At 69.1% G+C, this 22449-nt stretch carries 23 protein-coding genes and 1 pseudogene; 15 read left to right on the plus strand and 9 right to left on the minus strand.

Annotation, left to right across the window (positions count from 1 at the left end; all coding sequences use genetic code 11):
• Window positions 1-10: 10 nt before the first annotated feature.
• The 3 genes from AB0B64_RS41605 to AB0B64_RS41615 all read right to left on the minus strand — a co-directional run bounded on the left by AB0B64_RS41605 (window position 11) and on the right by AB0B64_RS41615 (window position 2636).
• A complete protein-coding gene (locus AB0B64_RS41605; protein WP_357955191.1) occupies window positions 11-538 on the minus strand; it encodes an N-acetyltransferase family protein in 528 nt (175 codons plus the stop codon).
• Window positions 539-1164: 626 nt separating this feature from the next.
• A complete protein-coding gene (locus tag AB0B64_RS41610) occupies window positions 1165-1827 on the minus strand; it encodes a hypothetical protein (protein WP_358185033.1) in 663 nt (220 codons plus the stop codon).
• A 218-nt stretch (window positions 1828-2045) separates the two neighbouring features.
• Window positions 2046-2636, minus strand: coding sequence for a TetR/AcrR family transcriptional regulator (locus tag AB0B64_RS41615; RefSeq protein ID WP_357955197.1), 591 nt, complete (start codon window positions 2634-2636; stop codon window positions 2046-2048).
• 102 nt (window positions 2637-2738) lie between these two features.
• Between AB0B64_RS41615 and AB0B64_RS41620 the strand changes: the two genes are divergently transcribed.
• Window positions 2739-3818 carry a Gfo/Idh/MocA family oxidoreductase gene (locus tag AB0B64_RS41620; protein WP_358185036.1) on the plus strand — a complete coding sequence of 360 codons (1080 nt, stop codon included), beginning with the start codon at window positions 2739-2741 and terminating at the stop codon, window positions 3816-3818.
• Between the two features lie 492 nt (window positions 3819-4310).
• Here the strand turns inward: AB0B64_RS41620 and AB0B64_RS41625 are convergent, their stop codons facing one another.
• Window positions 4311-5147, minus strand: coding sequence for a class I SAM-dependent methyltransferase (locus tag AB0B64_RS41625; protein ID WP_358185038.1), 837 nt, complete (start codon window positions 5145-5147; stop codon window positions 4311-4313).
• Window positions 5148-5218: 71 nt separating this feature from the next.
• Between AB0B64_RS41625 and AB0B64_RS41630 the strand changes: the two genes are divergently transcribed.
• Window positions 5219-6142, plus strand: a complete 924-nt coding sequence (locus AB0B64_RS41630; protein WP_357955203.1) for a LysR family transcriptional regulator — start codon at window positions 5219-5221, stop codon at window positions 6140-6142.
• Between the two features lie 401 nt (window positions 6143-6543).
• Here AB0B64_RS41630 and AB0B64_RS41635 read toward each other — a convergent pair whose 3' ends face one another.
• The 4 genes from AB0B64_RS41635 to AB0B64_RS41650 form a co-directional block, all read right to left on the minus strand.
• Window positions 6544-6948 (minus strand): hypothetical protein, encoded by a 405-nt coding sequence (locus AB0B64_RS41635; RefSeq protein WP_358185041.1) that lies wholly within the window; start codon window positions 6946-6948, stop codon window positions 6544-6546.
• A gap of 678 nt (window positions 6949-7626) precedes the next feature.
• Window positions 7627-8532 carry an LLM class flavin-dependent oxidoreductase gene (locus tag AB0B64_RS41640; RefSeq protein ID WP_357955207.1) on the minus strand — a complete coding sequence of 302 codons (906 nt, stop codon included), beginning with the start codon at window positions 8530-8532 and terminating at the stop codon, window positions 7627-7629.
• A 116-nt stretch (window positions 8533-8648) separates the two neighbouring features.
• Window positions 8649-9113, minus strand: a complete 465-nt coding sequence (locus tag AB0B64_RS41645) for a MarR family transcriptional regulator (protein WP_357955208.1) — start codon at window positions 9111-9113, stop codon at window positions 8649-8651.
• A 37-nt stretch (window positions 9114-9150) separates the two neighbouring features.
• Window positions 9151-10644 carry an MFS transporter gene (locus tag AB0B64_RS41650; protein ID WP_357955209.1) on the minus strand — a complete coding sequence of 498 codons (1494 nt, stop codon included), beginning with the start codon at window positions 10642-10644 and terminating at the stop codon, window positions 9151-9153.
• Window positions 10645-10843: 199 nt separating this feature from the next.
• Between AB0B64_RS41650 and AB0B64_RS41655 the strand changes: the two genes are divergently transcribed.
• The 10 genes and pseudogenes from AB0B64_RS41655 (at window position 10844) to AB0B64_RS41700 (ending at window position 18399) form a co-directional block, all read left to right on the plus strand.
• Window positions 10844-11215, plus strand: coding sequence for a YciI family protein (locus tag AB0B64_RS41655; protein WP_357955210.1), 372 nt, complete (start codon window positions 10844-10846; stop codon window positions 11213-11215).
• A complete protein-coding gene (locus tag AB0B64_RS41660) occupies window positions 11212-12426 on the plus strand; it encodes a DUF6596 domain-containing protein (RefSeq protein ID WP_358185045.1) in 1215 nt (404 codons plus the stop codon). Before AB0B64_RS41655 ends, AB0B64_RS41660 begins: the two co-directional genes overlap by 4 nt.
• Before the next feature lie 76 nt (window positions 12427-12502).
• On the plus strand, window positions 12503-13414 hold the full coding sequence (locus AB0B64_RS41665) for an NAD(P)-dependent oxidoreductase (protein ID WP_357955214.1): 912 nt from the start codon (window positions 12503-12505) through the stop codon (window positions 13412-13414).
• Entirely contained in the window at window positions 13411-14334 is a 924-nt protein-coding gene (locus tag AB0B64_RS41670; RefSeq protein WP_357955216.1) for an RNA polymerase sigma-70 factor, read from the plus strand. Before AB0B64_RS41665 ends, AB0B64_RS41670 begins: the two co-directional genes overlap by 4 nt.
• Before the next feature lie 223 nt (window positions 14335-14557).
• Window positions 14558-15130, plus strand: a complete 573-nt coding sequence (locus AB0B64_RS41675) for a hypothetical protein (protein WP_358185048.1) — start codon at window positions 14558-14560, stop codon at window positions 15128-15130.
• 35 nt (window positions 15131-15165) lie between these two features.
• Window positions 15166-15645, plus strand: a complete 480-nt coding sequence (locus AB0B64_RS41680; protein ID WP_358185051.1) for a hypothetical protein — start codon at window positions 15166-15168, stop codon at window positions 15643-15645.
• 18 nt (window positions 15646-15663) lie between these two features.
• Window positions 15664-15789 (plus strand): hypothetical protein, encoded by a 126-nt coding sequence (locus AB0B64_RS41685; RefSeq protein WP_358185054.1) that lies wholly within the window; start codon window positions 15664-15666, stop codon window positions 15787-15789.
• 7 nt (window positions 15790-15796) lie between these two features.
• Complete coding sequence (locus AB0B64_RS41690) at window positions 15797-17362, plus strand: transposase (RefSeq protein WP_358185057.1); 1566 nt, start codon at window positions 15797-15799, stop codon at window positions 17360-17362.
• A 14-nt stretch (window positions 17363-17376) separates the two neighbouring features.
• Window positions 17377-17852: pseudogene (locus tag AB0B64_RS41695) on the plus strand (DUF4158 domain-containing protein); the annotation flags it as partial.
• Between the two features lie 130 nt (window positions 17853-17982).
• On the plus strand, window positions 17983-18399 hold the full coding sequence (locus tag AB0B64_RS41700) for a hypothetical protein (RefSeq protein WP_357955473.1): 417 nt from the start codon (window positions 17983-17985) through the stop codon (window positions 18397-18399).
• Between the two features lie 151 nt (window positions 18400-18550).
• Here the strand turns inward: AB0B64_RS41700 and AB0B64_RS41705 are convergent, their stop codons facing one another.
• Window positions 18551-19966, minus strand: a complete 1416-nt coding sequence (locus AB0B64_RS41705) for an MFS transporter (RefSeq protein ID WP_357955226.1) — start codon at window positions 19964-19966, stop codon at window positions 18551-18553.
• Window positions 19967-20360: 394 nt separating this feature from the next.
• On the opposite strand from AB0B64_RS41705, the gene AB0B64_RS41710 reads away from it, so the two are divergent.
• Genes AB0B64_RS41710 through AB0B64_RS41720 form a run of 3 tightly spaced genes read left to right on the plus strand, consistent with a single transcriptional unit; the run spans window position 20361 to window position 22437 of the window.
• Complete coding sequence (locus tag AB0B64_RS41710; RefSeq protein WP_357955228.1) at window positions 20361-21008, plus strand: bifunctional 2-keto-4-hydroxyglutarate aldolase/2-keto-3-deoxy-6-phosphogluconate aldolase; 648 nt, start codon at window positions 20361-20363, stop codon at window positions 21006-21008.
• Window positions 21005-21619 carry an AAA family ATPase gene (locus AB0B64_RS41715; RefSeq protein WP_358185060.1) on the plus strand — a complete coding sequence of 205 codons (615 nt, stop codon included), beginning with the start codon at window positions 21005-21007 and terminating at the stop codon, window positions 21617-21619. Before AB0B64_RS41710 ends, AB0B64_RS41715 begins: the two co-directional genes overlap by 4 nt.
• Window positions 21616-22437 (plus strand): hypothetical protein, encoded by an 822-nt coding sequence (locus tag AB0B64_RS41720; protein WP_358185063.1) that lies wholly within the window; start codon window positions 21616-21618, stop codon window positions 22435-22437. The genes AB0B64_RS41715 and AB0B64_RS41720 overlap by 4 nt, the downstream gene beginning before the upstream one ends.
• Window positions 22438-22449 lie beyond the last annotated feature (12 nt).

Genomic DNA, 22449 nt, shown 5'->3' on the forward strand with positions numbered 1-22449 from the left:
CAGTCGACGGTCAGCGGAGTCGCTGCATCCACAGCGAACTGATGTACTGGCCGTTCTTGGTGGCGTACTCGCGGAAAGTACCGACTTCTGTGAAGCCGAACTTGCGATGGAGGGCGACCGACGCGTCGTTTGGCATGGCGATTCCCACGACGATGGCGTGGATCGGCTCGTCGGCGATGCTTTCGAATAGGGCTCGATACAGCGACGTTCCCACGCCCCGGCTTCGGCAACCAGCGTCGAGAGAAACGCTGAGCTCAACAGTGTCCCGGAACGCCTCGTGATTCCGGTAGGGCTGACTGCAGGCGTAGCCGACTATCCGACCGTGACGCCGAGCGACCAGCAGCCGGTAGGGGCCTGTCGAGGAGAACTGCTCGAACCAGGCGCGCCGCTCGGCCACGCTGGTCGGTCGGGTATCGAAGGTTGCGATCGAGCTTGCCGCCACGTCGTTCAAGATGTCGACGATCCCGGAGAGATCGGTCTCATCCGCAATGACGATCTCAACGGGCTCTTGATCCGCAATCATGCGCACAGTGGTCATTCGTCACATCATGTCTGACTAGCCACCGCCCCGCTACCGCTGAAGCAGAAGCGCAAACCGATCGCCGCGCTCCCCGCATCGTCCGGCTATGCCCGAGCGGCCGCGACCTGGCGGGAGCACGGTTCCGCTCACCCCGTACCAGGACGACCACGGCCCGCAGACCCCGCAGTCCCGCAGCCGCATCCTGCAGATCCTCATCGGCGATCGGGGAGGTGGCCGCGTCGTCGGTCCGATGATCGGAGTCAGCCGCGGGTTCGGCGTCGATGACGGCCAGGTGCTCGATGAGTACCTGGGCGCTGGTCTCGGCGACGGCACAGATCGAGCCCAACGCCATCATCGTGGTCTCGTGCCGGCAGGAGGCGACCACACGCCGGCGGGCCTTGTCGTCACGATGTCCGCCGGCACCTTCGACCATGCCAGCCGCCAGGTTGCACAGGTCGACCGCGCAAGCCCGCTCGCGTGGCTCCCCGCTCGGGTCGGAGCGACCAGCCCTCAAGTAACTTTGGGTAACGTCTCAGAATCGCCACGTAGCGGTAAGTCGGGCTTTCGTGTCAGACCGCGTGGGATGGCCCCCGCGGCGGTCGCGGGGGCCGGTTTTCGGTGGGGCGACGGTCTCGCCACGGCCGCTACGGGCAGCTGATGGGGCTGCCGCTCGTGGGGGCGAGCGGCGAGCCCTCCAGGGTGGTGCAGGTGTCGGTGCCGTTCCCGCCGTCGCCCCCGTCGCCGCCGGTCGATGGGTTGGCCTCGCCGCGCAGCGTGTCCCTGCCGCCGTTGCCGTACAGGGTGTCGGAGCCGTTGCCGCCGAGCAGGGTGTCGGGGCCGTCCCCGGCCGCGCCGCTGCCGCTGCTGGTCTCGTCGCCATAGAGGGTGTCCGCGTTGTCGTCGCCGGCGGCGCCGTAGAGGGTGTCGGCGAGCGCGGTGCCGTAGATCCAGTCGTCGCCGCTCGTGCCGTTCACCACCGACTGCCCCTCGTAGACGGTGTAGCCGGCCGCGGAGGCGGCGGCTGCCGTCATCCCGCCGCACGTGGGCGCGGGTGGGACGGTGGCGTGGGCGGTCTCGGCGCCCAGGAGGGCTCCGGCTCCAGTCAGGGCCAGGCGGCGGTAGATGTCCAGGCTGGTGCGGGAGTCGTGGCCGCTGTAGGGCTGGATGAGGGCGTCGATGCCTTGGGTCTTGAGCCAGGCGAACAGGAAGTGCCCCAGCCGGTGCGGCGGCATGGTGAGGGTCAGTCCGGCGCTCTGGGCGTAGCGGGTGAGCATCGCGCGTACGCCGCGGGTGGAGTAAGGGGTCAACCAGCATCGAAACGAAAAGTCACGGTAGGCGGTCGCCTGCATTGACGCTGGCGTGACTTTCGTTCCGATGCGTCCGGGGGTTCCCGCGTTTCGAGGCTGATGTGGCAGCCGAACGAATGTCCCGCTCAAGGCGCCGGGTGGTCCGCCTTGCGGGACTGATCGTTCTACGTGCCCGGTAAGGGTCCTTGGGGCGCGATACGGCGGTGGTCTGAGGGCTTTCAGTCCAGCAGGGTGCGCAGCGCCAAGTCACCGATCTGCCGCAGCTCGTTGTGGCTGCGGCCGGCTGCCGCCTGGACGGCGATGCCGTCGGAGATCGTGTGAATGAGTGCGGCCAGGGCGGCCGGTTCGTAGCGGGAGGGCAGATCGGTGGCCTGCTCCAGCCGCCTGCGCAGCGCCGCCTCACCGGCTTTGCGCACCGCGATGGCGTCCTGGCGTACGGTGTGCGCGTCGGGTCCGCAGGCGTGCACGCTGTTGACGCACAGGCAGCCGTGGGGCGTGTTCTCGCCCGCGGTCAGGTCCACCGCTCCGTGGATCAGCCGCTCGACGACCTCGCGGCCGGTGGGCGCGTCCAGCGCGTCGGCGGTGTAGCCGCCGGGGCCGTCGAGGTAGCGGGCCAGGACCTTGCCGAACAGTTCCTCCTTGTTGCCGAAGGCGGCATAGAGGCTGGGCTTGTTGATGCCCATCGCGGCGGTCAGGTCGGACAGCGAGGTGCCCTCGTAGCCGTGCCGCCAGAACACCTCCAGCGCGCGGTCGAGTGCGGCGTCTGCATCGAACGAGCGTGGGCGTCCGCCGGGCATGCCGTCCTCCATGCTCTCTCCCGAATTTTATACCTCTCGGTACGTTACCTCTTGCCGGAGAGCGTCACGCTGCCCTAGTTTCATACCGAAAGGTACACAACTAAGGAGTGACGCATGATCCGAGTCGGAGTTGTCGGGGCCAGCGGTTGGGCGGACGGCTCGCACCTACCCGCGCTGGCCGCGCTTGAGGAGTTCGAGGTGACCGCGGTCGCGACCACCAACCAGGCCAGCGCGGACCGGGCGGCCGCCGCCCATGGCGTGCGGCACGCCTTCGCCGACGCGGGCGAGCTCGCCGCGCACCCCGATGTCGACCTGGTCGTCGTCTCGGTGAAGGCCTCCGGGCATGCCGCCGTGATCAGGGCCGCGCTCAAGGCCGGCAAGCACGTCGTGTCCGAGTGGCCGTTGGGTGTCGACGCCGACGAGGCGACCGAGCTGACCCACGCCGCCACCGCCGCAGGCGTCGTCCACGCGGTCGTCCTCCAGGGGCACCACTCGCCGAGCGCCCGCTTCGCCGCCGACCTGCTGGCCGCTGGCCGGATCGGCACGCTCGAATCGGTCGCGCTGGTGGCGGAGGGCGCCCCCTGGGGCGGCAGTCGAATCTGGCCGAACCTGGTGTTCGGCCTCGACCCCTCAGAGGGAACCAACATCCTGACCATCATGGCCGGCCACTTCCTGGCCACCCTCGAACGGGTCGCGGGCCCGCTGGCCGAGGTCTCGGCACGACTGCCCCGCACGCACGATCGCGTGCTGGTCGACGGGACGGAGCGGACCGTGCCCAACGCCACACCCAGCCACGTGCTGCTACACGGGTTGCTGACCAGCGGCGCCACCGCATCCGTCGCCGTGCACGGTGGCAACGGACCCATCCAGGACGCGTTCCTGCTCAAGCTCGTCGGCAGCGACGGAACATTGACCGCCACCCCGGCCCAGCGCGGGACGTTCATCCACTGGGGCGACTGGGACATCAGAATCGGAGACGACGTCCTAGCCATGCCCGACACCTACCGCACCGTCCCCGCCAGCGTCCGGTCCGGCCCGCCGGCCAACATCGCGGCCCTCTACCGGGAGGTCGCCCAGGCCATCACCGAAGACCGGCAGCCACACCCCAGTTTCGAGACCGCCCTGCGCCACCACCGGCTCCTTGCCGCCATCGAACGGTCCGCAGCCGATGGAACCCCCCGGGAAATCTCGTAACTCGCTCGGCTCGGCGCACACCGGCAGCGGCGAGGGCGACGGCAGCTGGGCGCAGATGCTCAACCCTGGACGGCATCGAGTTCTTCGTGCAGGACCCGGTAGCGGGCCTGATGTTCGGTGGCATGTGTTTCATAAGCGTTCACCTACGAAACAGCGGCCCGGCGTCCGACCGTCCAGGGCGTTCCCGCCCCGATCCTGTTCCATGAGGTGTCGATTTCCGAAGTCGACTGCACGGATTTCCGGAGTCTTCTGCACAAGCACTCGCATGGTCGGACCAACCCGCCGGAAACGGAACACCGGCCAGGACCGAGCCCGGCCAGTCCCGTCACCGTGCCGGACCGGCTCAACCCACTCGCGCCGCCTGGCCGACCCCTGATGGGCTTCGTCGCGCGCCGAACCAGCATTCCCGGCGGCCTCGAACCTTGCCCCGGACAGAAAGCCGCCGTCCGATCCGCTGCAGCCCGGACCGGGCGAACGTTGCCCGACGCGGCATTAGCGTTCGTCGATGATCTCGGCGGTCTCAGCGGTGGCGTCCGTGGTGACGGCGAACGCCGCCCCGGCCTCCGGCCAGCTCGGGGCGATGGCCATGACATTTTCCAGGTCCTGGATGCTCGACCAGTGCCAGATGTCCTGGTAGGTCCCGTCTTGGAGCCGGGTCAGCCGGGTTTCGGTGAGCTCGGGGTGGTCGGCCCGGATTCGGTTGATCAGCGCGGCGCGCCGGGTGAGCAGTTCGGCGAGGTCGACGGTGGCGGTGTAGCGGGTGGTCCTGATGACCGGCATGACTGACTCCTTGCTGGTGGCGATGAGCTGGAAGCCGAGCACCGACTCGCTGTCATAGAGCGCGTTGTTCTCCAGGTAGCGGTGGAGGTAGGGGACCCGGCTGAGGGTGTCGACGTTGAAGCGGCGCGTGATGGCGTCGATCATCGTTGCGCCCGTGTGGAGGTCGCGGTGGTGCTCGCGCCAGCGGGCCAGCGACCCCGCAACGCCGAAGTAGGTGTCGGCGATGGCCGCGTCGGCGCGCTCGTAGGCGAACTCGTCCACCAGAAGCGTTCCCCCGGGCTTGAGCAGAGCGGCGGCCCGGTCCAGGGCCATCTCCAGAGAGTGGACGTGGTGGAGGGAGAGCGAGAAGACGACCACGTCGAAGGGGTCGTCCTGGTAGGTGCAGATGTCGGCGACGCAAATCGACGGCCCCTCCAGGGCCGGATCGATGTCGATCGCGGTGACGTGATGGCCTGCGCGCCTCAGGCGGTCGGCGAGTTCGCCGTTGCCGCAGCCGGCGTCCAGGATCCGAGCTGGAGCGGGTGGAAGGTTGTCGTCGATGAACTCCATGCGCTCTACGGTCGACCACGAAAGCCATAAGGACAACTGCAGGCTTTGCAGATCTGGTATACGTTCAGTGCATGCCTGAAGCGTGGTCATTGCGAGTGCTGGTGCAGGTCGCGGAGCAAGGCTCGTTCTCGGGCGCCGCACAGGAGCTGGTCATGACGCAACCCGCCGTGTCCCGGCAGATCGCCTCGTTGGAGCGAGAGCTGGGCGTCGATCTGTTCCGGCGGGTCCCGCGCGGGGTCACGGCGACGGCCGCCGGGGACGCGGCGATCGAGGAGGCGCGGGAGATCCTCGACCGGCTGGACGGGTTGAAGGCCCGGATGAGCGCTTTCACCGCACTGCAGACCGGCCGCGTCCGGATGTCGGCGTTCCCGTCCGCCAACACCGCGTTCGTCCCGGAGGCGATCCGCAGGTTCCGGGCGGCGTACCCGGGCATCGAGGTCAGCTTGATCCAGGCCGGCGCCGAGGCGATCCGGACCGGCGATCTCGACCTGGCGCTGGTCACCGACTGGGACGAGATCGGCGACGAGATCGACCTGGTCCCCCTGCTCGAGGAGGAGCACCGAGTGGCTCTGCCGTCGCGGCATCCGCTGGCCCGCCGGTCCACCGTGCCCCTCCGGGAACTGCGGGACGAGACCTGGATCGAAGGCGCGCACCCCGACTGCCTCGGGCCGCTGCACCCCCTCGCCGAGGCCCTCGGAGGCCCACCGCGCATCGGCTTCACCTGCGACGACTGGACCGGCAAGCAGGCCCTGGTCGCCGCCGGGCTGGGCATCACCATCATGTCCACCCTCGCCGCGGCCGCGGTCCGCCCCGACCTGACGCTACGCGCCACCGACCCGGAACTGCCCCGGCGCCACGTCCTGGCAGCGGCGGACCCGCCGCGACTGCGCACCCCGGCCACCGCCGCCATGCTGACCCTGCTCACCACACTCGCGGCCAGGCGACCGCGTTCCGAGCAGGCCCTACCGCCAGAAACCGATGAAGTCGGCCGGTAAGGCTCCCCACACCTCCACTCCAGCCGCGGCCCCAGCCCCTGGCGAACCGGGGCGATAGACAGACCGCACAACCGGCCCACCGCCGTCAACCGCTGGACTGATCAGTGGGCCGCCGCTGATGATGCCTTTGACTGCAAGATGATCTTTGGGTTGACCTCTGTATCAACAGGCGGACGGGCACGCCTGAAGACCGCCACAGCGACGGGGACGCCTGGAAGCTGGCTGAGGCGCTGGCAGGGGCGGGCCGCATCGAGGAGCTGCAGGCGCGCGCCTACCGCAGCGACCAGCTCGCCAAATACGGGACGGTCGGTCTACCAGTTCCATGTCATGCGAGACACATCCGGCCGTGGGCTCATCCTTCACCCCCGGTTGCCCTTGGTATCGGTTGGCGTTGGTGCTTGTCAGCGTCCGACCGGCTCATCGCCGTTGTCAGTGGCGGCGAGGTAGCGGTGAAGAGAGGTCTTGGGGATGCCGGTCTTGGTGGCGATGATGCCGAGGGAGTCACCCTGGGCCTTCAGTAGCCGCGCGTATTCGATCTTGTCTTCCGGGTGGGCCACCGGCTGGCCAATCTGACGGCCGCTGGCCTCGGCCACGGCACGGGCGTGAGCCGCGCGTTCGGCGGTGAAGGTGCGTTCCATCTCGGCGAACAGGGCTAGCAGCAGGAAGGCGCGTAGTCGGCTCAAGCCATCGCGGTCGATGGTGGTGCCAGTCTTCTTGTCCATGTAGATCCGCTCGACAGGGATCCCCGCCGAGGCGAGCGCGTCGAGTTGCCGTTCGAGGGATTGCTTGCCGACGATGCGAAGCAACGGCCGTAGTCCCTGGCCGGTACCCGAGCCGCGAACTGTCCTTGGCCATGATCCAAAACCGTGATCATACCGAGACGCCAGTCGGCGGCTCCTGCGTTATCGCGGGTCAGACGCAACTTCGTGGAAAATTTCTGCATTGCTACCGGGACCCCTGAGGGCGCCACGACGGCACCGCCGGAGCCCAGTCAGGTTGCCGCACCTCGATGGGGAGGTGCCAGGTCCGCACAGCATGGCGTTGTGCCGGAAAAGCGGCAGGTCTTGCGGTGCCGAGGCGGGGATCAGCGCTCCAAGTGAGATGTGGGCTTCGATCGGCTCGTGGAACCGTTTCGGGTCGCGGTTGCCAAAAGCGAGCTTGAGTACCAGGGACGCGCCTTCGGGGAGAGGCTGAGGCTAGTCGGTGGCCCGCGCTCGCCACGTCCAAGATTTGATCAGCGGAACGGACTCCCCGACCGAGCGCGTCGCAGTCAACGGTGATCTCCCCGACGACGGCCTTGGTGCCGGAACTCCGTGGCGTCGGAAAGCGGCCGTCTGCGGCAGCCGCTCGAGGAGCGGGAGGATGCTCGGGCGGACGTCGCGCCGGTGCATTCCGGAACGGCTCGGCGCGATTCCCGCGAGGACGTGGAGGTGGTCGGACTCGGCGTACGTGAACCCGGCGAGCGGTATGCGGCCGACGTCGCGCTACTTCGCGATCGCCTCGCGGACGGCCGGGACGATCTCCTGTGCCCAGCGGGCCAGGACGGTGAGGTCAACGGCGCCGTGGCCGTCGGAGAAGAGCGTGAAGCCCGACGCGCCGTGCTCCAGCACGGCTCCGGTCAGCTCCTCGACCCACTGGCCGACGGAGCCGCCGAGCCAGCGGCCGTCGCGGTCGCGGGTGGCGGGCAGCGGCCGGTCGGTGATGCGTCCGGGGAAGTTGAAGACCGTACGGATCTCGCTCGGATCGCGGCCCACGGATGCCGCCGCCTCGTCGATGATCGGCCGGGAGGTTCGGTAGCGTTCGCTGAGCCAGTCGGCCGCGTGGCCGGGGATCCAGCCGTCGGCCACCCGGCCGGTGGCGGCCAGGGACTTCGCGCCGACCGAGCCGGTCCACACGGGCGGCGCGGCGACGGGAGCGGGCTCGATCTGGTGCACCTGGTAGTGGTTGCCCTCGTAGGTGACCGGCGGGCCGCCGCCCGACAGCAGCTTGACCAGGACGATCGCCTCTTCGAAGGCGTCCACGGCCGCGCCGGGCGTCAGCCGCGGCACTCCCATGTCGGCGATGCGGTCCCACAGCCCGCCCGCGCCCATGCCGAGCACGATCCGGCCGTCCGACAGTGCCGACAGCGACGTCACCGTCCTGGCCAGCATGGCGGGCGGCCGGGTCGGCAGGTTGGTGACGTTGGCGAAGCCGGCGATGTGCCGCGTACGCCCGAGGATGAAGCCGAGCGCGGCATAGGCGTCCAGACGCTCGCCTATGTAGGGATGGTCGGACAAGGTGAAGATGTCCAGCCCGTCCTGGTCGGCCTGCTGGACCATGCGCAACAGCTCAGGCATGTCGTCAATGCTGGAATGCGCGCCAAAACCGAAGACGACGTTATGTGCGGACAACGTTCCGCCTTTCTCTGCGAATGATCGTCAGCGCGCCCTGATGGGCCGCGGCGAGTTGAGTTCGTACTACGAACCATATTAGTTCGCAGTACGAACTGCAACTCCCCCGCAGGGGTTCAGCGCGGGCGATCCGGTTCCACGAAGACGGTGGGCACCTTGTTGTCCGCCACGATCCGGCCGAGCAGCGCGGCGAGCGTGTCGCGTTCGGCCGGGGCGAACCCCGAGGTCAGCTCCTCGACGCGGCGGCAGGTCTCGGCGTAGAACTCATCGACCAGCTTGGCGCCCCGTGGGGTGAGCGCCACCCGTACCGCGCGGGAGTCCTGCGGGTCGGGCCGGCGTTGGACCAGGCCGTTGCGTTCGCTGCGGTCCACCAGGCCGGTCAGGCTCGACTTGGCCAGGCCGAGCATCGCGCCCAGTTCGCTCATGCCGTACGGCTGCGGCATCAAGACGCACAACAACTGGCCCTGCTGCTGGGTGAGGCCATACTCGCGGGCGGAATTCGCGTACACGGCATTCACCAGAAAGGTAGACCGTACGAGTGCGGCCACCGTCCCGATCTGGCCGTCGACATCTTTACTCACCGGCCCAGGCTAACAAACTTCGTGGGACGAACTACCGCTACGGGCGAGCCGCCTGGTAATCGGGAAGTGCGGCCGGGGTGGTCCGGGGCGCCGGGCGCATGGTCAGCATCAGTACGGCCAGCCCGGCGAAGATGACCGCGGCGATGACGCCGGTGACGTGCACGCAGGTAGTGAACGCCTCCCGCGCGGCGTGCAGCAGTTCCGCGCCCTGGCCGGCGGGCAGGTGCCGGCTGGCGGCGACCGCGCCCGCCAGCGAGTCGGACGTGCCGTCCATCCGGCCGCGGTAGACCGCCGCGGCCACCACGCCGAGCAGCGCGAAGCCGAGCGAACCGCCGAAGTAGTTACTGGTCTCCGACATCGACGCCGCCGATCCGGCGCGCTCCGGCGGTACGGCCCCGACGACCAGCCCCGTGCCCAGCGCGAACAGCGGACCGGTGCCCAGCGCCAGCACGGTGATGCCGATCATCACCAGCGGCAGGGCGCTCGCCCCGCCGACGCCGACCAGCAGCAGGCTGCCCAGCGCTGACACCACCAGCCCGCCGGCGATGGCGGTCGGCTGCTTCATCCGCCGGGCCAGCGCGGGCGCGGCCATGGTGCCGACCGCCGTGCCCAGGCCCATGGGCGCGAACAGCAGCGCCGACGCGACCGGCGAGAAGCCCAGCACGCTCTGCAGGTACTGGGTCACCAGCAGGCCCGTACCGGCCATGGCGATGCCGGCGAAGACCAGCGCGATGAGTACGGCCGTGAACGGGCGGTTGCGGAGCAGCCGCAGGTCCAGCAGCGGCGTCTCCAGCCGCAGCTGCCGGCGGACGAACAGCACTCCGATGGCCGCGCCGACGACGAGGGCCACCGCCGGGACGACCGGCATGCTCTCGACCGGCAGCTGCTTGATCCCGTACACCATCAACAGCACCGCCACGAGCGAGAGCCCCACGCTGGTCAGGTCCAGCCGGCCGGCCCGGTCGGTACGGAACTCTGGCAGCAGGACCGGCCCGGCGAGCAGCAGCAACGCCATCGCCGGCACGGCGACCAGGAACACCGATCCCCACCAGAAGTGCTGAAGCAGGAATCCGGCGAGCACGGGCCCGAGCGCGCCGCCGGTGAACTGGCAGGTCGCCCAGATCGCGATGGCCTGCCCGCGCTGCCGTTGATCGTGGAACATGTTGGTGATCAAGGCGAGTGTGGACGGCATCAGGGTCGCGCCGGCGACACCCAGCAGCGCACGCGCGACGATCAGCATCAGCGGGCTGACCGAGAAGGCGGCGACGACCGACAGCACCGCGAACGCCGCTCCCCCGATCATCAGCAGCCGGCGGCGGCCGATCCGGTCGCCGAGCGTTCCCATCGTGATGACCAGGCCGGCCACCATGAATCCATAGCTGTCACTGATCCACAGTTGCTGGACGTTGGTGGCGCCCAGTCCGGCGCTCAGCTGTGGGAGCGCGAGGAGCAGCGCCGTCATGTCCATCGCGACGAGCAAGGTCGGCAGCACCAGGACGATCAATCCCAGCCACGCCCGGTTGACTCGCATATCCGAAACTCCCTGATTGTTCGGTCGACGTTTCGCCGGGTGGTCGGAGCGGTCGCGAGCTTCTTGACATCGCCGCGGTCGCGCGCCAGTGAAAAACTCGCGGGTAAGTTTTGGCGGGGGGATGTCAAGACGACGGCGGCGGCTCCGACCAACCGGTCGAAGGGCCCCGGCCGGGGCTCGCGACCACAAGGAGTACGAGATGAAGTTCCTGATCAGCATGCACATCAACCCGGCCGTGCTGGACGCGCTGACCGACGCGGAGAAGGCGGCGATCGGCGACGGCCACGGCGCGTTCATCGAGGCGCTGAAGAAGTCCGGCGAGCTGATCACCACCCAGGCGCTGGTCGACCCGTCGCAGGCTGCCGTGGTGTCCGTACGCAACGGCCAGCCGGTCGTGACCGACGGCCCTTTCCTGGAGGCGAAGGAGTATCTGGGCGGCTTCTACCTGATCGACTGCGAGAACAAGGAGCGGGCGATCGAGCTGGCGACGCAGATCCCGGACACCGCGATCGAGGGTCTGGGGGTAGAGGTGCGGCAGGTGATGTTCGCTGACGGACAATTGGAGGCATGACGACATCGGCCATCGAGGACCTGCTGCGTGAGCTCACGCCGCAGGTCCTCGGCATGTTGGTACGGCGGAACGGGCAGTTCGAGGCGTGCGAGGACGCCCTGCAGGAGGCCGTCCTCGCCGCCACCGTGCAGTGGCCGGCCGAAGGGCTGCCGGAAAACCCGCGCGGCTGGCTGATGACCGTCGCGTCCCGGCGGCTCATCGACCAGATGCGCAGCGACCACGCGCGCCGCGAACGGGAGTCGGCGACAGCCACCGAGGTGGTGCCCGAGGACGTGCCGGACACCGACGACACGCTCGTCCTGCTGTTCCTGTGCTGCCATCCGACGCTGACCGCGGCCTCCCAGACCGCCCTGACGCTGCGTGCGGTCGGCGGCCTGACGACCGCTGAGATCGCCCGTGCGTTCCTGGTGCCGGAGGCCACGATGGCGGCCAGGATCAGCCGGGCCAAACAGCGCATCAAGGCGGCCGGCAGCTCGTTCAGCCTGCCGGAAGGCGCGGAGCGCGAGGAGCGGCTGCGGGTCGTCCTGCACGTGCTCTACCTGATCTTCAACGAAGGTTACACCGCCTCCTCGGGCAGCGAGTTGCACCGCACCGACCTCGCGCACGAGGCGATCCGGCTGGCCAGGAGGGTGCACGCGCAGCTGCCCGAGGACGACGAGGTGACCGGGCTGCTCGCCCTGATGCTGCTGACCGACGCCCGCCGGGAGGCACGTACGACGGCGACCGGCGACCTGGTGCCGCTGGACGAGCAGGACCGTACGAAGTGGGACCGCGCGCTGATCGACGAGGGCACCGAGCTGGTCAAGGCGTCACTGGCCGGCCCGGCGCTGGGGCCCTACCAGTTGCAGGCCGCCATCGCCGCCACGCACGACGACGCGGACACGGCCGCGGCGACCGACTGGGCTCAGGTGCACGCGCTGTATCTGGTCCTGGAACGGATCGCGCCCAACCCGATGGTCACCCTCAACCGGGCCATCGCGCTCGCCGAGACCGAGGGCCCGCAGGCCGGGCTGGCCCTGCTGGCCACATTGGACAGTGACGAGCGGATGGCCGGGCATCACCGGTTGCTGTCCGTACGGGCGCATCTGCTGGAGAAGGCGGGCGACACGGCGGGGGCGTACGAGCACTTCCGGCTCGCCGCGAAGTCCACGGCCAGCATCGCCGAGCAGCGCTACCTGGAGTCCCGGGCCGGCCGGTTGCGCACGTCCTAGGCGGCATGTCACAGATGGGCGGGCTGTCTCGTCTCGGGTTCCGAAGACAAGCTCTGGGATCCGGAAGGTGATGGTCATGCGGGTGTTCGTGGCGGGCGGGGCCGGGGTGTTGGGGCGGCGGCTGGTGCCGCAGCTGGTGGCGCGTGGCCACGAGGTGACGGCGACGACGACGAGCACGGCCAAGCGGGGCCTGCTGGAGCGGCTGGGCGCCGAGGCGGTCGTAATGGCCGGGCTGGATGCGATGTCGGTCGGTGAGGCGGTGGCCCAGGCCCGGCCGGACGTGATCGTGCACCAGATGACCGCCATCTCCGGCAAGCCGGATATCAAACACTTCGACCGCTGGTTCGCCACCACCAACCGGCTGCGCACCGAGGGGACGGACCACCTGCTGGCCGCCGCCGAAGCGACCGGCGTGTCCCACTTCGTCGCGCAGAGCTATGGCTCCTGGAACGGCATCCGCGAGGGCGGATGGGTGAAGACCGAGGAGGAGCCGCTGGACCCGACGAGCACGGGCAAGGGGGCGGCGGCGATCCGCCACCTTGAGGACGTGGTCGTCAAGGCCGGCGGCGCGGTCCTGCGCTACGGCGCGTTCTACGGGCCGGGCGCCACCGATGATCAGGTCGAGCTCGTGCGCAAGCGGCAGTACCCGGTCGTCGGGAACGGCGCCGGCCACAGCTCATGGGTGCATCTCGACGACGCGGCGAGCGCCACGCTCCTGGCCGTGGAGCGCAAGGTGAAGGGCGTGTTCAACATCGTCGACGACGAGCCGGCCCCGGCCCGCGAGTGGCTGCCCTACCTGGCGGCGTGCGCGGGGGCGAAGCCGCCGATGCGGGTCCCGGTGTGGCTCGCGCGGCCACTGGCCGGGAGTACGGCGGTGGCGATGATGACCCAGGGGCGCGGCTTCTCCAACGCCAAGGCCAAGCGGGAGCTGGGCTGGCGGCTGCGCTATCCCTCCTGGCGGCAGGGCTTCAAGGAGGAGCTGGCGTGACGCGCGCGGAGGAGTTCGTGGAGCTGCGGCCGCTGCTGTTCTCCATCGCCTACCGGATTCTGGGCAGCGTGAGCGAGGCCGAGGACGCGGTCCAGGAGACCTGGCTGCGCTACGAGGCATCCCCGACGCGACCCGCCTCGACCAAGGCGTTCCTGTCGGCCACGGTGTCCCGGATCGCGATCGACGTGCTGCGCTCGGCACGCGTCCGGCGGGAGGAGTACGCCGGGCAGTGGTTCCCCGAGCCGCTGCTCGCCGACCCGTACGAGGATCCGGAGCGGTCGGCGGAGCTGGCCGACTCCGTATCGATGGCGGCCCTGTTGCTGCTGGAGCGGCTCAGCCCGCTCGAACGGGCGGTCTTCGTGCTGCGGGAGGTGTTCGGGTTCGGCTTCGGGGAGGTCGCCTCGGCGGTGGGCAGGTCGGAGGCGGCCTGCCGCCAGCTCGCCGTGCGGGCGCGCCGCCACATGGACGCGGGCCGCGCCCGGTTCGCGGCCGATCGACGGGAGCGAGCGGCGCTCGCCGAGCGATTCTTCGACGCTTTCCGGGAAGGGGACGTCGACGGCCTGCGGAAGCTGCTCGCCGCCGACGTACAGATGATCGGCGACAGCGGAGGCAAGGCCCCGCTGTGGGGCAAGGGCGTCTTCGGCGCCGCGAACGTGGCCCGGACGCTGGCCGCGATCGTCGCGCCGTTCGCCCGGATCGGCGGCGTCGTGGAGCCGCACGAGGTGAACGGCCGGCCGGGCGCCATCTTCCGCGACCGGGACGGCAACGTCGTCAACATCCTGGCGCTCGACACCCTCGACGGGCAGATCCAGACGATCCGCGCGGTGCTCAACCCCGACAAGCTGCGGCACCTGGGCCCGGTGGCGGACGCCTGGGCGGTGGTTCGCGAGGCGAACCAGGCCCGCCGGCCCACGAACTGACCATACGCGCCGACCTGATGCTGTCGTAACCAAGGAAGGACAGCCGTCATGTTCATCACAGTCTTCGGAGCCAACGGTCCGACCGGCCGCCTGTTCACCGGCCAGGCACTCGCGGCCGGGCATCGGGTCACCGCGGTCACCCGGCAGCCGGGCTCCTTTCCGCTGCGCCGGCGCCGCGGGGACCCGGCCGCCGGGCAGCGCGTGGCGCGGGACGGCCACCTCCGTGCTGGTCGCCGCCTCGCCCCTGCTCGACGGGGTCAGCGGCCGGTACTTCGAGGACTGCGAGGAGGCCGAGCCCCGCCACCCGGACGACCCGCACGGAGGCGTCGCGGACTACGCGCTGGATGCCGACCAGGCCGCCGGCCGGCGGGAGGTCTCCGTCACGTCGCCGGATTCCCGGAAGAATGGCCCTGACCTGCGGGGGAAGTGGGTTCCTAAGGCTGTACCGCGAACGCCCGAAGGAGTACATCGTGAGCGCCACCACGCCCCGCTCGTCCGGCCGACCGCTGGCGCTGGTGACCGGCGCGTCGGCCGGGATCGGCTACGAACTGGCTCGGTTGTTCGCCCGCGACGGCTACGACCTGGTGGCCACCGGCCGCAGCATCGGCGCGCCTTCCTCGACACCGACCTGGACGACGAACTGGACCTGATCTCCCTGAACATCGCCTCGGTCGTCCACCTGGCCAAGCACGTGGCCCGGCACATGGCCGCCAACCGCAACGGAAGGATCCTGATCGCCTCATCCCTGCCCACGCCGTACGAGACCGTCTACGGGCCCTCCCGCGCCTTCACCTAGCCGAAGGCCTGCGTGAGGAACTGAAGGAGCACGGCGTGAGCGTGACCGCCCTGCTGCCCGGAGCCACCGACTTCGCCGGTGAGGCCGACGCCCAGGACGCCAACACCTTGTCGCGCTACGACCCAGTCAAGCAGGTGGCGTTGCTGGCCTGTCTGACGCACACCGCCCGGATGCGGGCCCGCGACGACCTGGCCGAGATGTTGTGCAAGCGGATGGCCTCCCACGTCAAGCGGGCCAAGGCGGAGCTTGAGGAGATTCGCGCCCGCCAGCGCGCGACCAGCGAGCGGCTGATCGGCACCTACCGTCAGGTGCTGGAACGTCTCGACCCCGGCAGCGAGGCCTCGGCCGCCGGAGTCGAGGCGGTGGCGCGGGCCATGGAGGCGGTGACCTCGTGCGCCGGTAACGCCGGGCAGGTCCAGGCGCTGGGCGAGATGCTGTCGGCGCTCGTGGTGCAGACCCACAGCGTGCAGGCGGTGCGGGCGGCGGTGGAGCAGGCCGGCGGGTTCGCCGCGTAGCTGGCCGACATCGAGGAGGTGGCCGCCTTCCACGGCGAGGCGCACGAGCTGCTGGTGTACCGGTTCTTCAAGAAGGACCGGCCGGCGCTGTTCGAGCTGGCGGGCAAGCTGCGGCTACCTGGCAGAGGAACCGCGTACCGGTGACGTGGCCGTGCTCGGCTCGAACGAGTACGCCGACTGGGGTGCCCACCTGCTGCCCTGGGAAGAATGCCAGCCGAAGCTGGCCGCCTTCTGCGAGAAGGTCGGCCTGCCCGACACCCCCGCCGGCTTCGTCGCCCACCTCAAGGACGCCCACCTGAGCGCGGCCGCGCACCTGGACGCCGGCTACCTCGACAACGCCGACCTGGTCATCGACGAGGGTGGTGTGCCCACCCTGAAGCGCCGCCGCGGTAAGGGCAGCGATGCGGAGGCCGAACGGCTGACGGCCGCGATCGAACGGCGGATGCCCGAACGCTCGCTGCTGTCCATCGTCGCGCGCACCGCCCACTGGCTCACCTGGTATCGCCACTTCGGCCCCGCCTCCGGCTCCGACCCCAAGATCAAGGACAAGCTGGGGCGGTACTCACTGGCAGTGTTCACCGGCGGCATCAACATCGGCCCGTACGAGGCGGCCAAGCACATCGCCGGCGTCACCGCCCGCGAGCTGTCCATGGTCCGCAACCGGCACATCACCCTGAAGAAACTGAACGCCGCGATCGCCGATGTGGTCAACGCCTTCGCCGAGCTGGACGTGGTCAAGGCCTGGGAGGACGGCAGCACGGTGGCCGCCGACGGCACCCAGGTGGACACCTACATCGACAACCTGCTGGCCGAGACCAGCATCCGGTACGGAGGATTCGGCGGCATCGCCTACCACTACATCTCCGACACCTACGTGGCGCTGTTCTCCCGGTTCATCCCGTGCGGGGTGTGGGAGGCGGTGCACCTCATCGAAGGGCTGCTGGCCAACACCTCCGACATCCAGCCCTCCACCGTGCACGCCGACACCCAAGGCCAGAACTTCCCGGTCTTCGCCCTGGCGACCTTGTTCGGGTTCGACCTGATGCCGCGCATCCGCAACTTCAAGGACCTGATCTTCTTCCGCGCCTCTGAGAAGATCGTCTACCCGCACATCGACCAGCTGTTCGGGGAGAGCGGCCGCAACGTGATCGACTGGAAGCTGATCGACAAGCACTGGATCGACCTGATGCAGGTGGCGATCTCCATCAGCGAGGGCCGCCTGTCCTCGGCCACGCTGATGCGGCGCCTGCGGTCCAACTCCCGCAAGAACCGCATCTACAAGGCCTTCCGCGAGGTCGGCCGCAGCGTGCGCACCGTCGCCTTGTTGCGGTATCTGGCCGATCCGGCGCTGCGGGCGCGGGTCACCGCGGCGGCCAACAAGGTCGAGTCCTACAACGGATTCTCCAAGTGGCTCGGGTTCGGCGGGGTGCTGGCCGACAACGACCCCGAAGAGCAGGAGAAACTGATCAAGTTCAACACCCTGCTGGCCAACCTGGTCGTCTTCCACAACGCGCTGGACATCTCCGACATCGTGCGGCAGCTGGTGGCCGAGGGCTGGAGTATCACCGCCGATCAGCTCGGCCAGATCGCTCCCTACCTGCGGGCCCACATCAGCCGCTTCGGCGCGTACGCCACCGACGAGCTCCGTCAGCAGGCGGATCCGTTCGACCCCCTGCTGAAGGAGGTGGACTTCACCGACGTCGAACTGGCCGCTTGATCACTGAGGTGTTGGTGTCGGTTGGCGAACTGTCTCTGTGTGGTGAAGACAGGGCGGGCGGTCTTGTCGTCCCGATCGCCGCCCCGGCCCGATCTCCTTGGCAGGGCTACTTGGAGCGCTTGTTCTTCTTCCTGGATGCGGCCGCGTTGGAGACCGCGCGTCAGAAGCGTCGGCGGCACAATCGGCTGGGCTTCGCGGTGCAGTGGCGGACGGTGCGGATACTCGGCACGTTCCTGGAGGACCCGGTGGACGTGCCGCGTGTGGTGGCCGAGTACGCGGCGAGCAACTGGGTGTCGATGATCCGTCGTGCTTGAAGGAGTACAGGGAGCGGCTGCAGACCCACTATGAGCACGCGTGGGAGATCTGGGACCTGCTGGGATTTCGGGACTTCGCCGATGCCGAGGCGCAGGTCACGGCGTTCGTCGCCTGGCGGGTGGCCGCGACGCGGGACTCGCGACGGGAGCTGTTCGATCGGGCGGTGCTGTGGTTGATCGAGGAGCGGGTTCTGTTGCCGGGGATCTCGACGCTGGCGCGGCTGGTGCGGGAGGTCCAGCAGTCCGGCCTGGAGAACATCAACGCCGCGGTGGTGGCTCCGGGTACCGGCGCACATGCGGCGGGAGTTGATCGGCACGCTGGAGGTGCCGGACGGCAAGCGGGTCTCGACGCTGGAATGGATGCGCACGCCGGTGACCGAGCTGTCGGGGACAGGGATGAGCGACGCGCTCGATCGCACCTCCTACGTGCTGGGGCTGGGCGCCGGGGTGGTGGATCTGTCGGCGGTGGCGCCGGTGAAGCTGGCCGAGCTGGCCTCTTATGGACTGCATGCCAAGGCCGCGAAGATCAAGCAGTTGCAGGGTGAGCGGCGGGTGGCCACGCTGGTGGCCACCGTGCGGGAGCTGGAGAGCTCGTCGGTGGACGATGCGTGGGGCTGCACGGCGGCCGGTTCGCCGATCCTGGCGGCGCTTGCGCGCGCTGCCGAAGCTGATGGCCGCGCGCAAGCCCGGCACCGAGCACATCAAGGGCTTGCAGGTTGGTGACCACCTCCGGGCGATGGGAGGTGACACGCATCCCATCGCCCGGAGGCCCTCGTCAGGTCAAGCACTCAGCGGAGTGTCACCAACCTCCGGCCTCGATGCGAAGCGGCCCTCGACGATGAAGAGCGCCTTGCACACGGAGAGCAGGCGGCGCCTACGGCAGGGAACGCTTCGTCTGGGTGCGCGAAGTGGCCTCCTCCAGCTCACCTTCCACCACCTCCAGGTCCTTCAGCGCAACCGTCGCTCGCAGCGTCTTGCTGCCCGTCTCCGGGAGCGTGAAGTAGACGGCGAGGCAGACAGCGACGACCACGATCATGTAGAGAGCGACGTACTTGGGTTGCCCGGCGCCGACGAACGCGGCAGCAATCAGGGGGGCGGTGCCGCCGAAGATAGCGATCACCAGCTGGTGGGAGAAGCCGATGCCGGCCACCCGGACCGACGCGGGGAACAGCTCCGCCTGGATGGTCGGGTACACCGCCTGCCAGATGCCCAGGACGAGCCATCCTGATGCGGCCACCACGACGTAGACCCAGAAGCCCGGCCGGTCGAGGAGGAGGAGCAGAGGGTAGAAGAGCACGATCATGCCGGCCGCACCCACGATGGGGAAGATCTTGCGCCGACCGAGCCGGTCCGACAGCGCGCCGCAGATCGGCACGACGATGACCAGAAGGGTGAGCCCGATGACGCTGCCGACCAGGGTGGAGCTCTTGTCCCGTCCGCTGGTGAGCTCGGCGTAGGTGGGCAGGAACGTCGCCCAGGTGTAGTAGGCCACGGCCGGCGCGGACAGCGCCGCTGTCTGCAGCAGGGCCTTCGGATGCTCACGGAGCAGAGCCAGCATCCGTGCCGGTGCCGACTTCTTGTCGACGAGGGAGCTGGCCTCGAACTCGGAGGTCTCGTCGGCGCGGGCCCGCAGGACGAGACCGACCACCCCCAGGAGGCCGCCCACGAGGAAGGGGATGCGCCAGCCCCAGGCCTCGAGCTCGTCCGGAGCGAGGGCTGTGGCGAGGATCGCGGCGGCACCGGTCGCGGCGAGGGTCGCCAGGCCGCTCGCCATGTTCGAGATGGACCCGAACAGACCTCTCCTGTTCGGCGGGGCGTGCTCGACCATGAACGAGATGGCGCTCTGCTGCTCGCTGCCGGCCGATATACCCTGCAGGATCCGGGCCACCACGAAGAGGATGGGCGCCGCGTAGCCGATCGTGCCGTACCCGGGGGTGAGCGCAATGATCAGGGAGCCGAGCGCCATCCCGGACACGGACAGGGTCAGGATGGCCCGCCGGCCGTAGCGATCGGCTAGCGGCGAGACGATGACCCCGCTGAAGGGGCGGATCACGAACCCGATTCCGTATGTGAGCAGCGCCGCCATGAGCGAGGCGAACGGGGAGTGGCTCGGAAAGATCTGCGGGGCGAACACCGCACTCAGCAACCCGTAGAGGTACCAGTCGTACCACTCGACGAAGTGGCCGATCGTGCCCGCCACCATGTTGACCGGGCGGCGAGGGCGATCCAGAACTTCAGAGGGCCCCGGAGGGCTTGAAGGCCCGGAGCCGTCTGGTGAGTTCGTCGTCATTGAGAGCTCCTTGGAGGGTGTGATGCCGTGCTGGGCATCGTCAGGGCTTGTTCGTCGAGGACATCGCCGTTCCCGTCAGCAGGCCCCTGTCGAGGGGGCGAAAGTCAGCGGTTGGGCAGCGCCTTGGTGTTCCTGGACCGGTCGAGCTCGTCGAGCCTGGCTCCGGCCGTACGAGTCGTCATCGGCACCCGTCCAGGTCAGCACAGGCCGCCTGGCACCGATCTGCCACGAGACCCGTGCCGGGGGTGCGGAACCCGGCGAGGCGGATCTCAGGGGCCGAAGGTTCTGCGAGCTCCATGAGCGTCTCCGATGAGATCGGTTGCTGAGATCGGTTGCAGAGACAGTAAGGAGCATGCGACCATTTGTCAATCACACTCTCGGCCAAGGGAAACAGGTGTTCACCAAGCTTGCGACACTGCGCACGATCGACGAGTCAGGCGCTGTGCTCATCGTTCGGCTACCCGACGCGGACAGCGCGGAGCGCGTTGCGCACGCCGCGATCGAGGGCGGATTCCGCGCCCTGGAGATCACGCTCTCCATCCCAGGGGCCGTCGAGCTCATCCGACGGTTGGCCACCCGGTACGCACCGGACGGTGTCGCCGTGGGAGCGGGAACCGTCCTCGACGGCCACGCCGCGTACGAGTGCATCCGAGCCGGTGCTGCCTTCTTGGTCAGCCCGCAGCTCAACTCGGAGATGATCCGGGTCGCCAACCGCTACCAGGTGCCGACGATCAGCGGGGCCTTCACCCCGACCGAGATCCTCGAGACCGCTGAGGCGGGTGCGGACATCGTCAAGATGTTCCCGACCGAGAACGCGGGTATCCCGTACGCCAAGGCCGTGCTCGCGCCGCTGGCGCACCTGCCGATCATGCCCGCCGGTGGTGTAACTGTCGAGAACGTCAAGGAGTGGTTCGCCGCCGGTGTGGCGGGCGTCGGTGTGGGCAGCGCCGTAACCAAGGCGTGGCAGCCTGACGGCGACTTCACCCGGGTGACCGCCGCCGCCCGCGACCTCCTGGCAGCGGTGCGGGAAGCGCGCGGATGAACGCGCCGATCCTGCGCATCGTCATCGGCACGGCGGGCTCCGGCAAGTCGACGATCGCCCAGCGCCTCGCCCGGCAACACGGCGCCGCCTACCTCGACAAGGACACGATGAGCGCACGGTTCGTCGAGTCCGCCCTGGTGTCGGCCGGGTACGACCCCGGCGACCGCGAGGCCAACCAGTTCTACCGCGACAACATCCTGCCCCTCGAGTACGACTCGCTGCTCGACGTCGCCGGGGCCAACCTTCGCCTCGGTTGCCCCGTGGTGATCGACGCACCCTTCAGCCCCTACCTGTCCGACCCAACCTTCATCACCGCGGCCGCGGAGCGCTTCGACTGGCCGCCGGTCGACGTGGAAGTGGTACGGGTCCGCGTCTCCCCGAGGACGCTGCAGGACCGACTGCGCAAGCGTGGCCTCAAACGCGACCAGGTCAAGCTCGCCCATTGGGACGAGTACTGGGCCGTGCACGGCGGGCTGCGGTGCGCGTGGACCGGCGTACGGCTGTCAGAGCTCTCCAACGACGCGCTGGAGGCAGGGACCGCCTCGGACGTGACGGCCCCCTCGGTTGACTTCGAGCACGGAGGACGCGGCACGGACGGAGGCAACCGATGATCAGCGGAACTACCACACTCATCGCGCACCTGGGCTACCCCACGCACACGTTCAAGTCGTCGCTGATCTGCAACCCCTGGTTCGAGAAGAACGGCATCGACGCCGTCGTCGTCCCGATGGGGATCAAGGCCGAGGACTACCCGGACTTCTTCCGATCGATCTTCACCCTCAGCAACATCCGCGGTGCGCTGGTCACCATGCCGCATAAGGTCACCACCATGGAACTGGTGGACGAGATCAGCCCGGCCGCCGCAATCGCCGGCGCGACGAACGCCGTCCTGCGACGGGAGGACGGGTCGCTCATCGCCGACCAGTTCGACGGCGCCGGCTTCGTCCGCGGCATGCTGCGCAAGGGGTTCAATCCGAGTGGGAAACGCGCGCTGATCGTCGGCAACGGCGGGGTCGGTTCTTCGATCGCTGCGTCGCTGGCCAGCCTCAGCGTGGCCGAGATCGGCTTGTTCGATCCCTACGCAGCCGCCTCTGAAGCGCTCTCTCAGCGCATCGGCCTGCACTACTCGGACGTGAAGGTCGTGGTGGGGTCGAGGGATCCCGAGGGCTACGACCTGATCGTGAACGCCACCCCCATCGGAATGGAGGACGGCGATCCTCTGCCTGTCGACGTCGACCGCGTCGCCCCCGATTCGTACGTCGGAGATGTGGTGCTCAAGACCGACATCACGCCGTTCCTGCAGGCAGCCAAGAACAAGGGCTGCACGATCCAGGTCGGCAGCGACATGTTGTTCGAGCTGATTCCCGCCTATCTGGAGTTCTTCGGCTTCGACGACGCCGCACCGGACGACCTGCGCAGCCAACGGTGACGACCACGGCTT

Origin of the sequence: Nonomuraea sp. NPDC049129 (assembly GCF_040648495.1) — a bacterium.
In the GTDB taxonomy this organism is placed as follows: Bacteria; Actinomycetota; Actinomycetes; order Streptosporangiales; family Streptosporangiaceae; genus Nonomuraea.

What these genes read in the sequence shown, in the direction of transcription:
- AB0B64_RS41605 (WP_357955191.1), bottom strand. Translation starts at nt 538, where the DNA reads ATGACCACTGTGCGCATGATTGCGGATCAAGAGCCCGTTGAGATCGTC.
- AB0B64_RS41615 (WP_357955197.1), bottom strand. Translation starts at nt 2,636, where the DNA reads ATGGAGGACGGCATGCCCGGCGGACGCCCACGCTCGTTCGATGCAGAC.
- AB0B64_RS41620 (WP_358185036.1), top strand. Translation starts at nt 2,739, where the DNA reads ATGATCCGAGTCGGAGTTGTCGGGGCCAGCGGTTGGGCGGACGGCTCG.
- AB0B64_RS41625 (WP_358185038.1), bottom strand. Translation starts at nt 5,147, where the DNA reads ATGGAGTTCATCGACGACAACCTTCCACCCGCTCCAGCTCGGATCCTG.
- AB0B64_RS41630 (WP_357955203.1), top strand. Translation starts at nt 5,219, where the DNA reads ATGCCTGAAGCGTGGTCATTGCGAGTGCTGGTGCAGGTCGCGGAGCAA.
- AB0B64_RS41650 (WP_357955209.1), bottom strand. Translation starts at nt 10,644, where the DNA reads ATGCGAGTCAACCGGGCGTGGCTGGGATTGATCGTCCTGGTGCTGCCG.
- AB0B64_RS41655 (WP_357955210.1), top strand. Translation starts at nt 10,844, where the DNA reads ATGAAGTTCCTGATCAGCATGCACATCAACCCGGCCGTGCTGGACGCG.
- AB0B64_RS41660 (WP_358185045.1), top strand. Translation starts at nt 11,212, where the DNA reads ATGACGACATCGGCCATCGAGGACCTGCTGCGTGAGCTCACGCCGCAG.
- AB0B64_RS41665 (WP_357955214.1), top strand. Translation starts at nt 12,503, where the DNA reads ATGCGGGTGTTCGTGGCGGGCGGGGCCGGGGTGTTGGGGCGGCGGCTG.
- AB0B64_RS41705 (WP_357955226.1), bottom strand. Translation starts at nt 19,966, where the DNA reads ATGACGACGAACTCACCAGACGGCTCCGGGCCTTCAAGCCCTCCGGGG.
- AB0B64_RS41715 (WP_358185060.1), top strand. Translation starts at nt 21,005, where the DNA reads ATGAACGCGCCGATCCTGCGCATCGTCATCGGCACGGCGGGCTCCGGC.
- AB0B64_RS41720 (WP_358185063.1), top strand. Translation starts at nt 21,616, where the DNA reads ATGATCAGCGGAACTACCACACTCATCGCGCACCTGGGCTACCCCACG.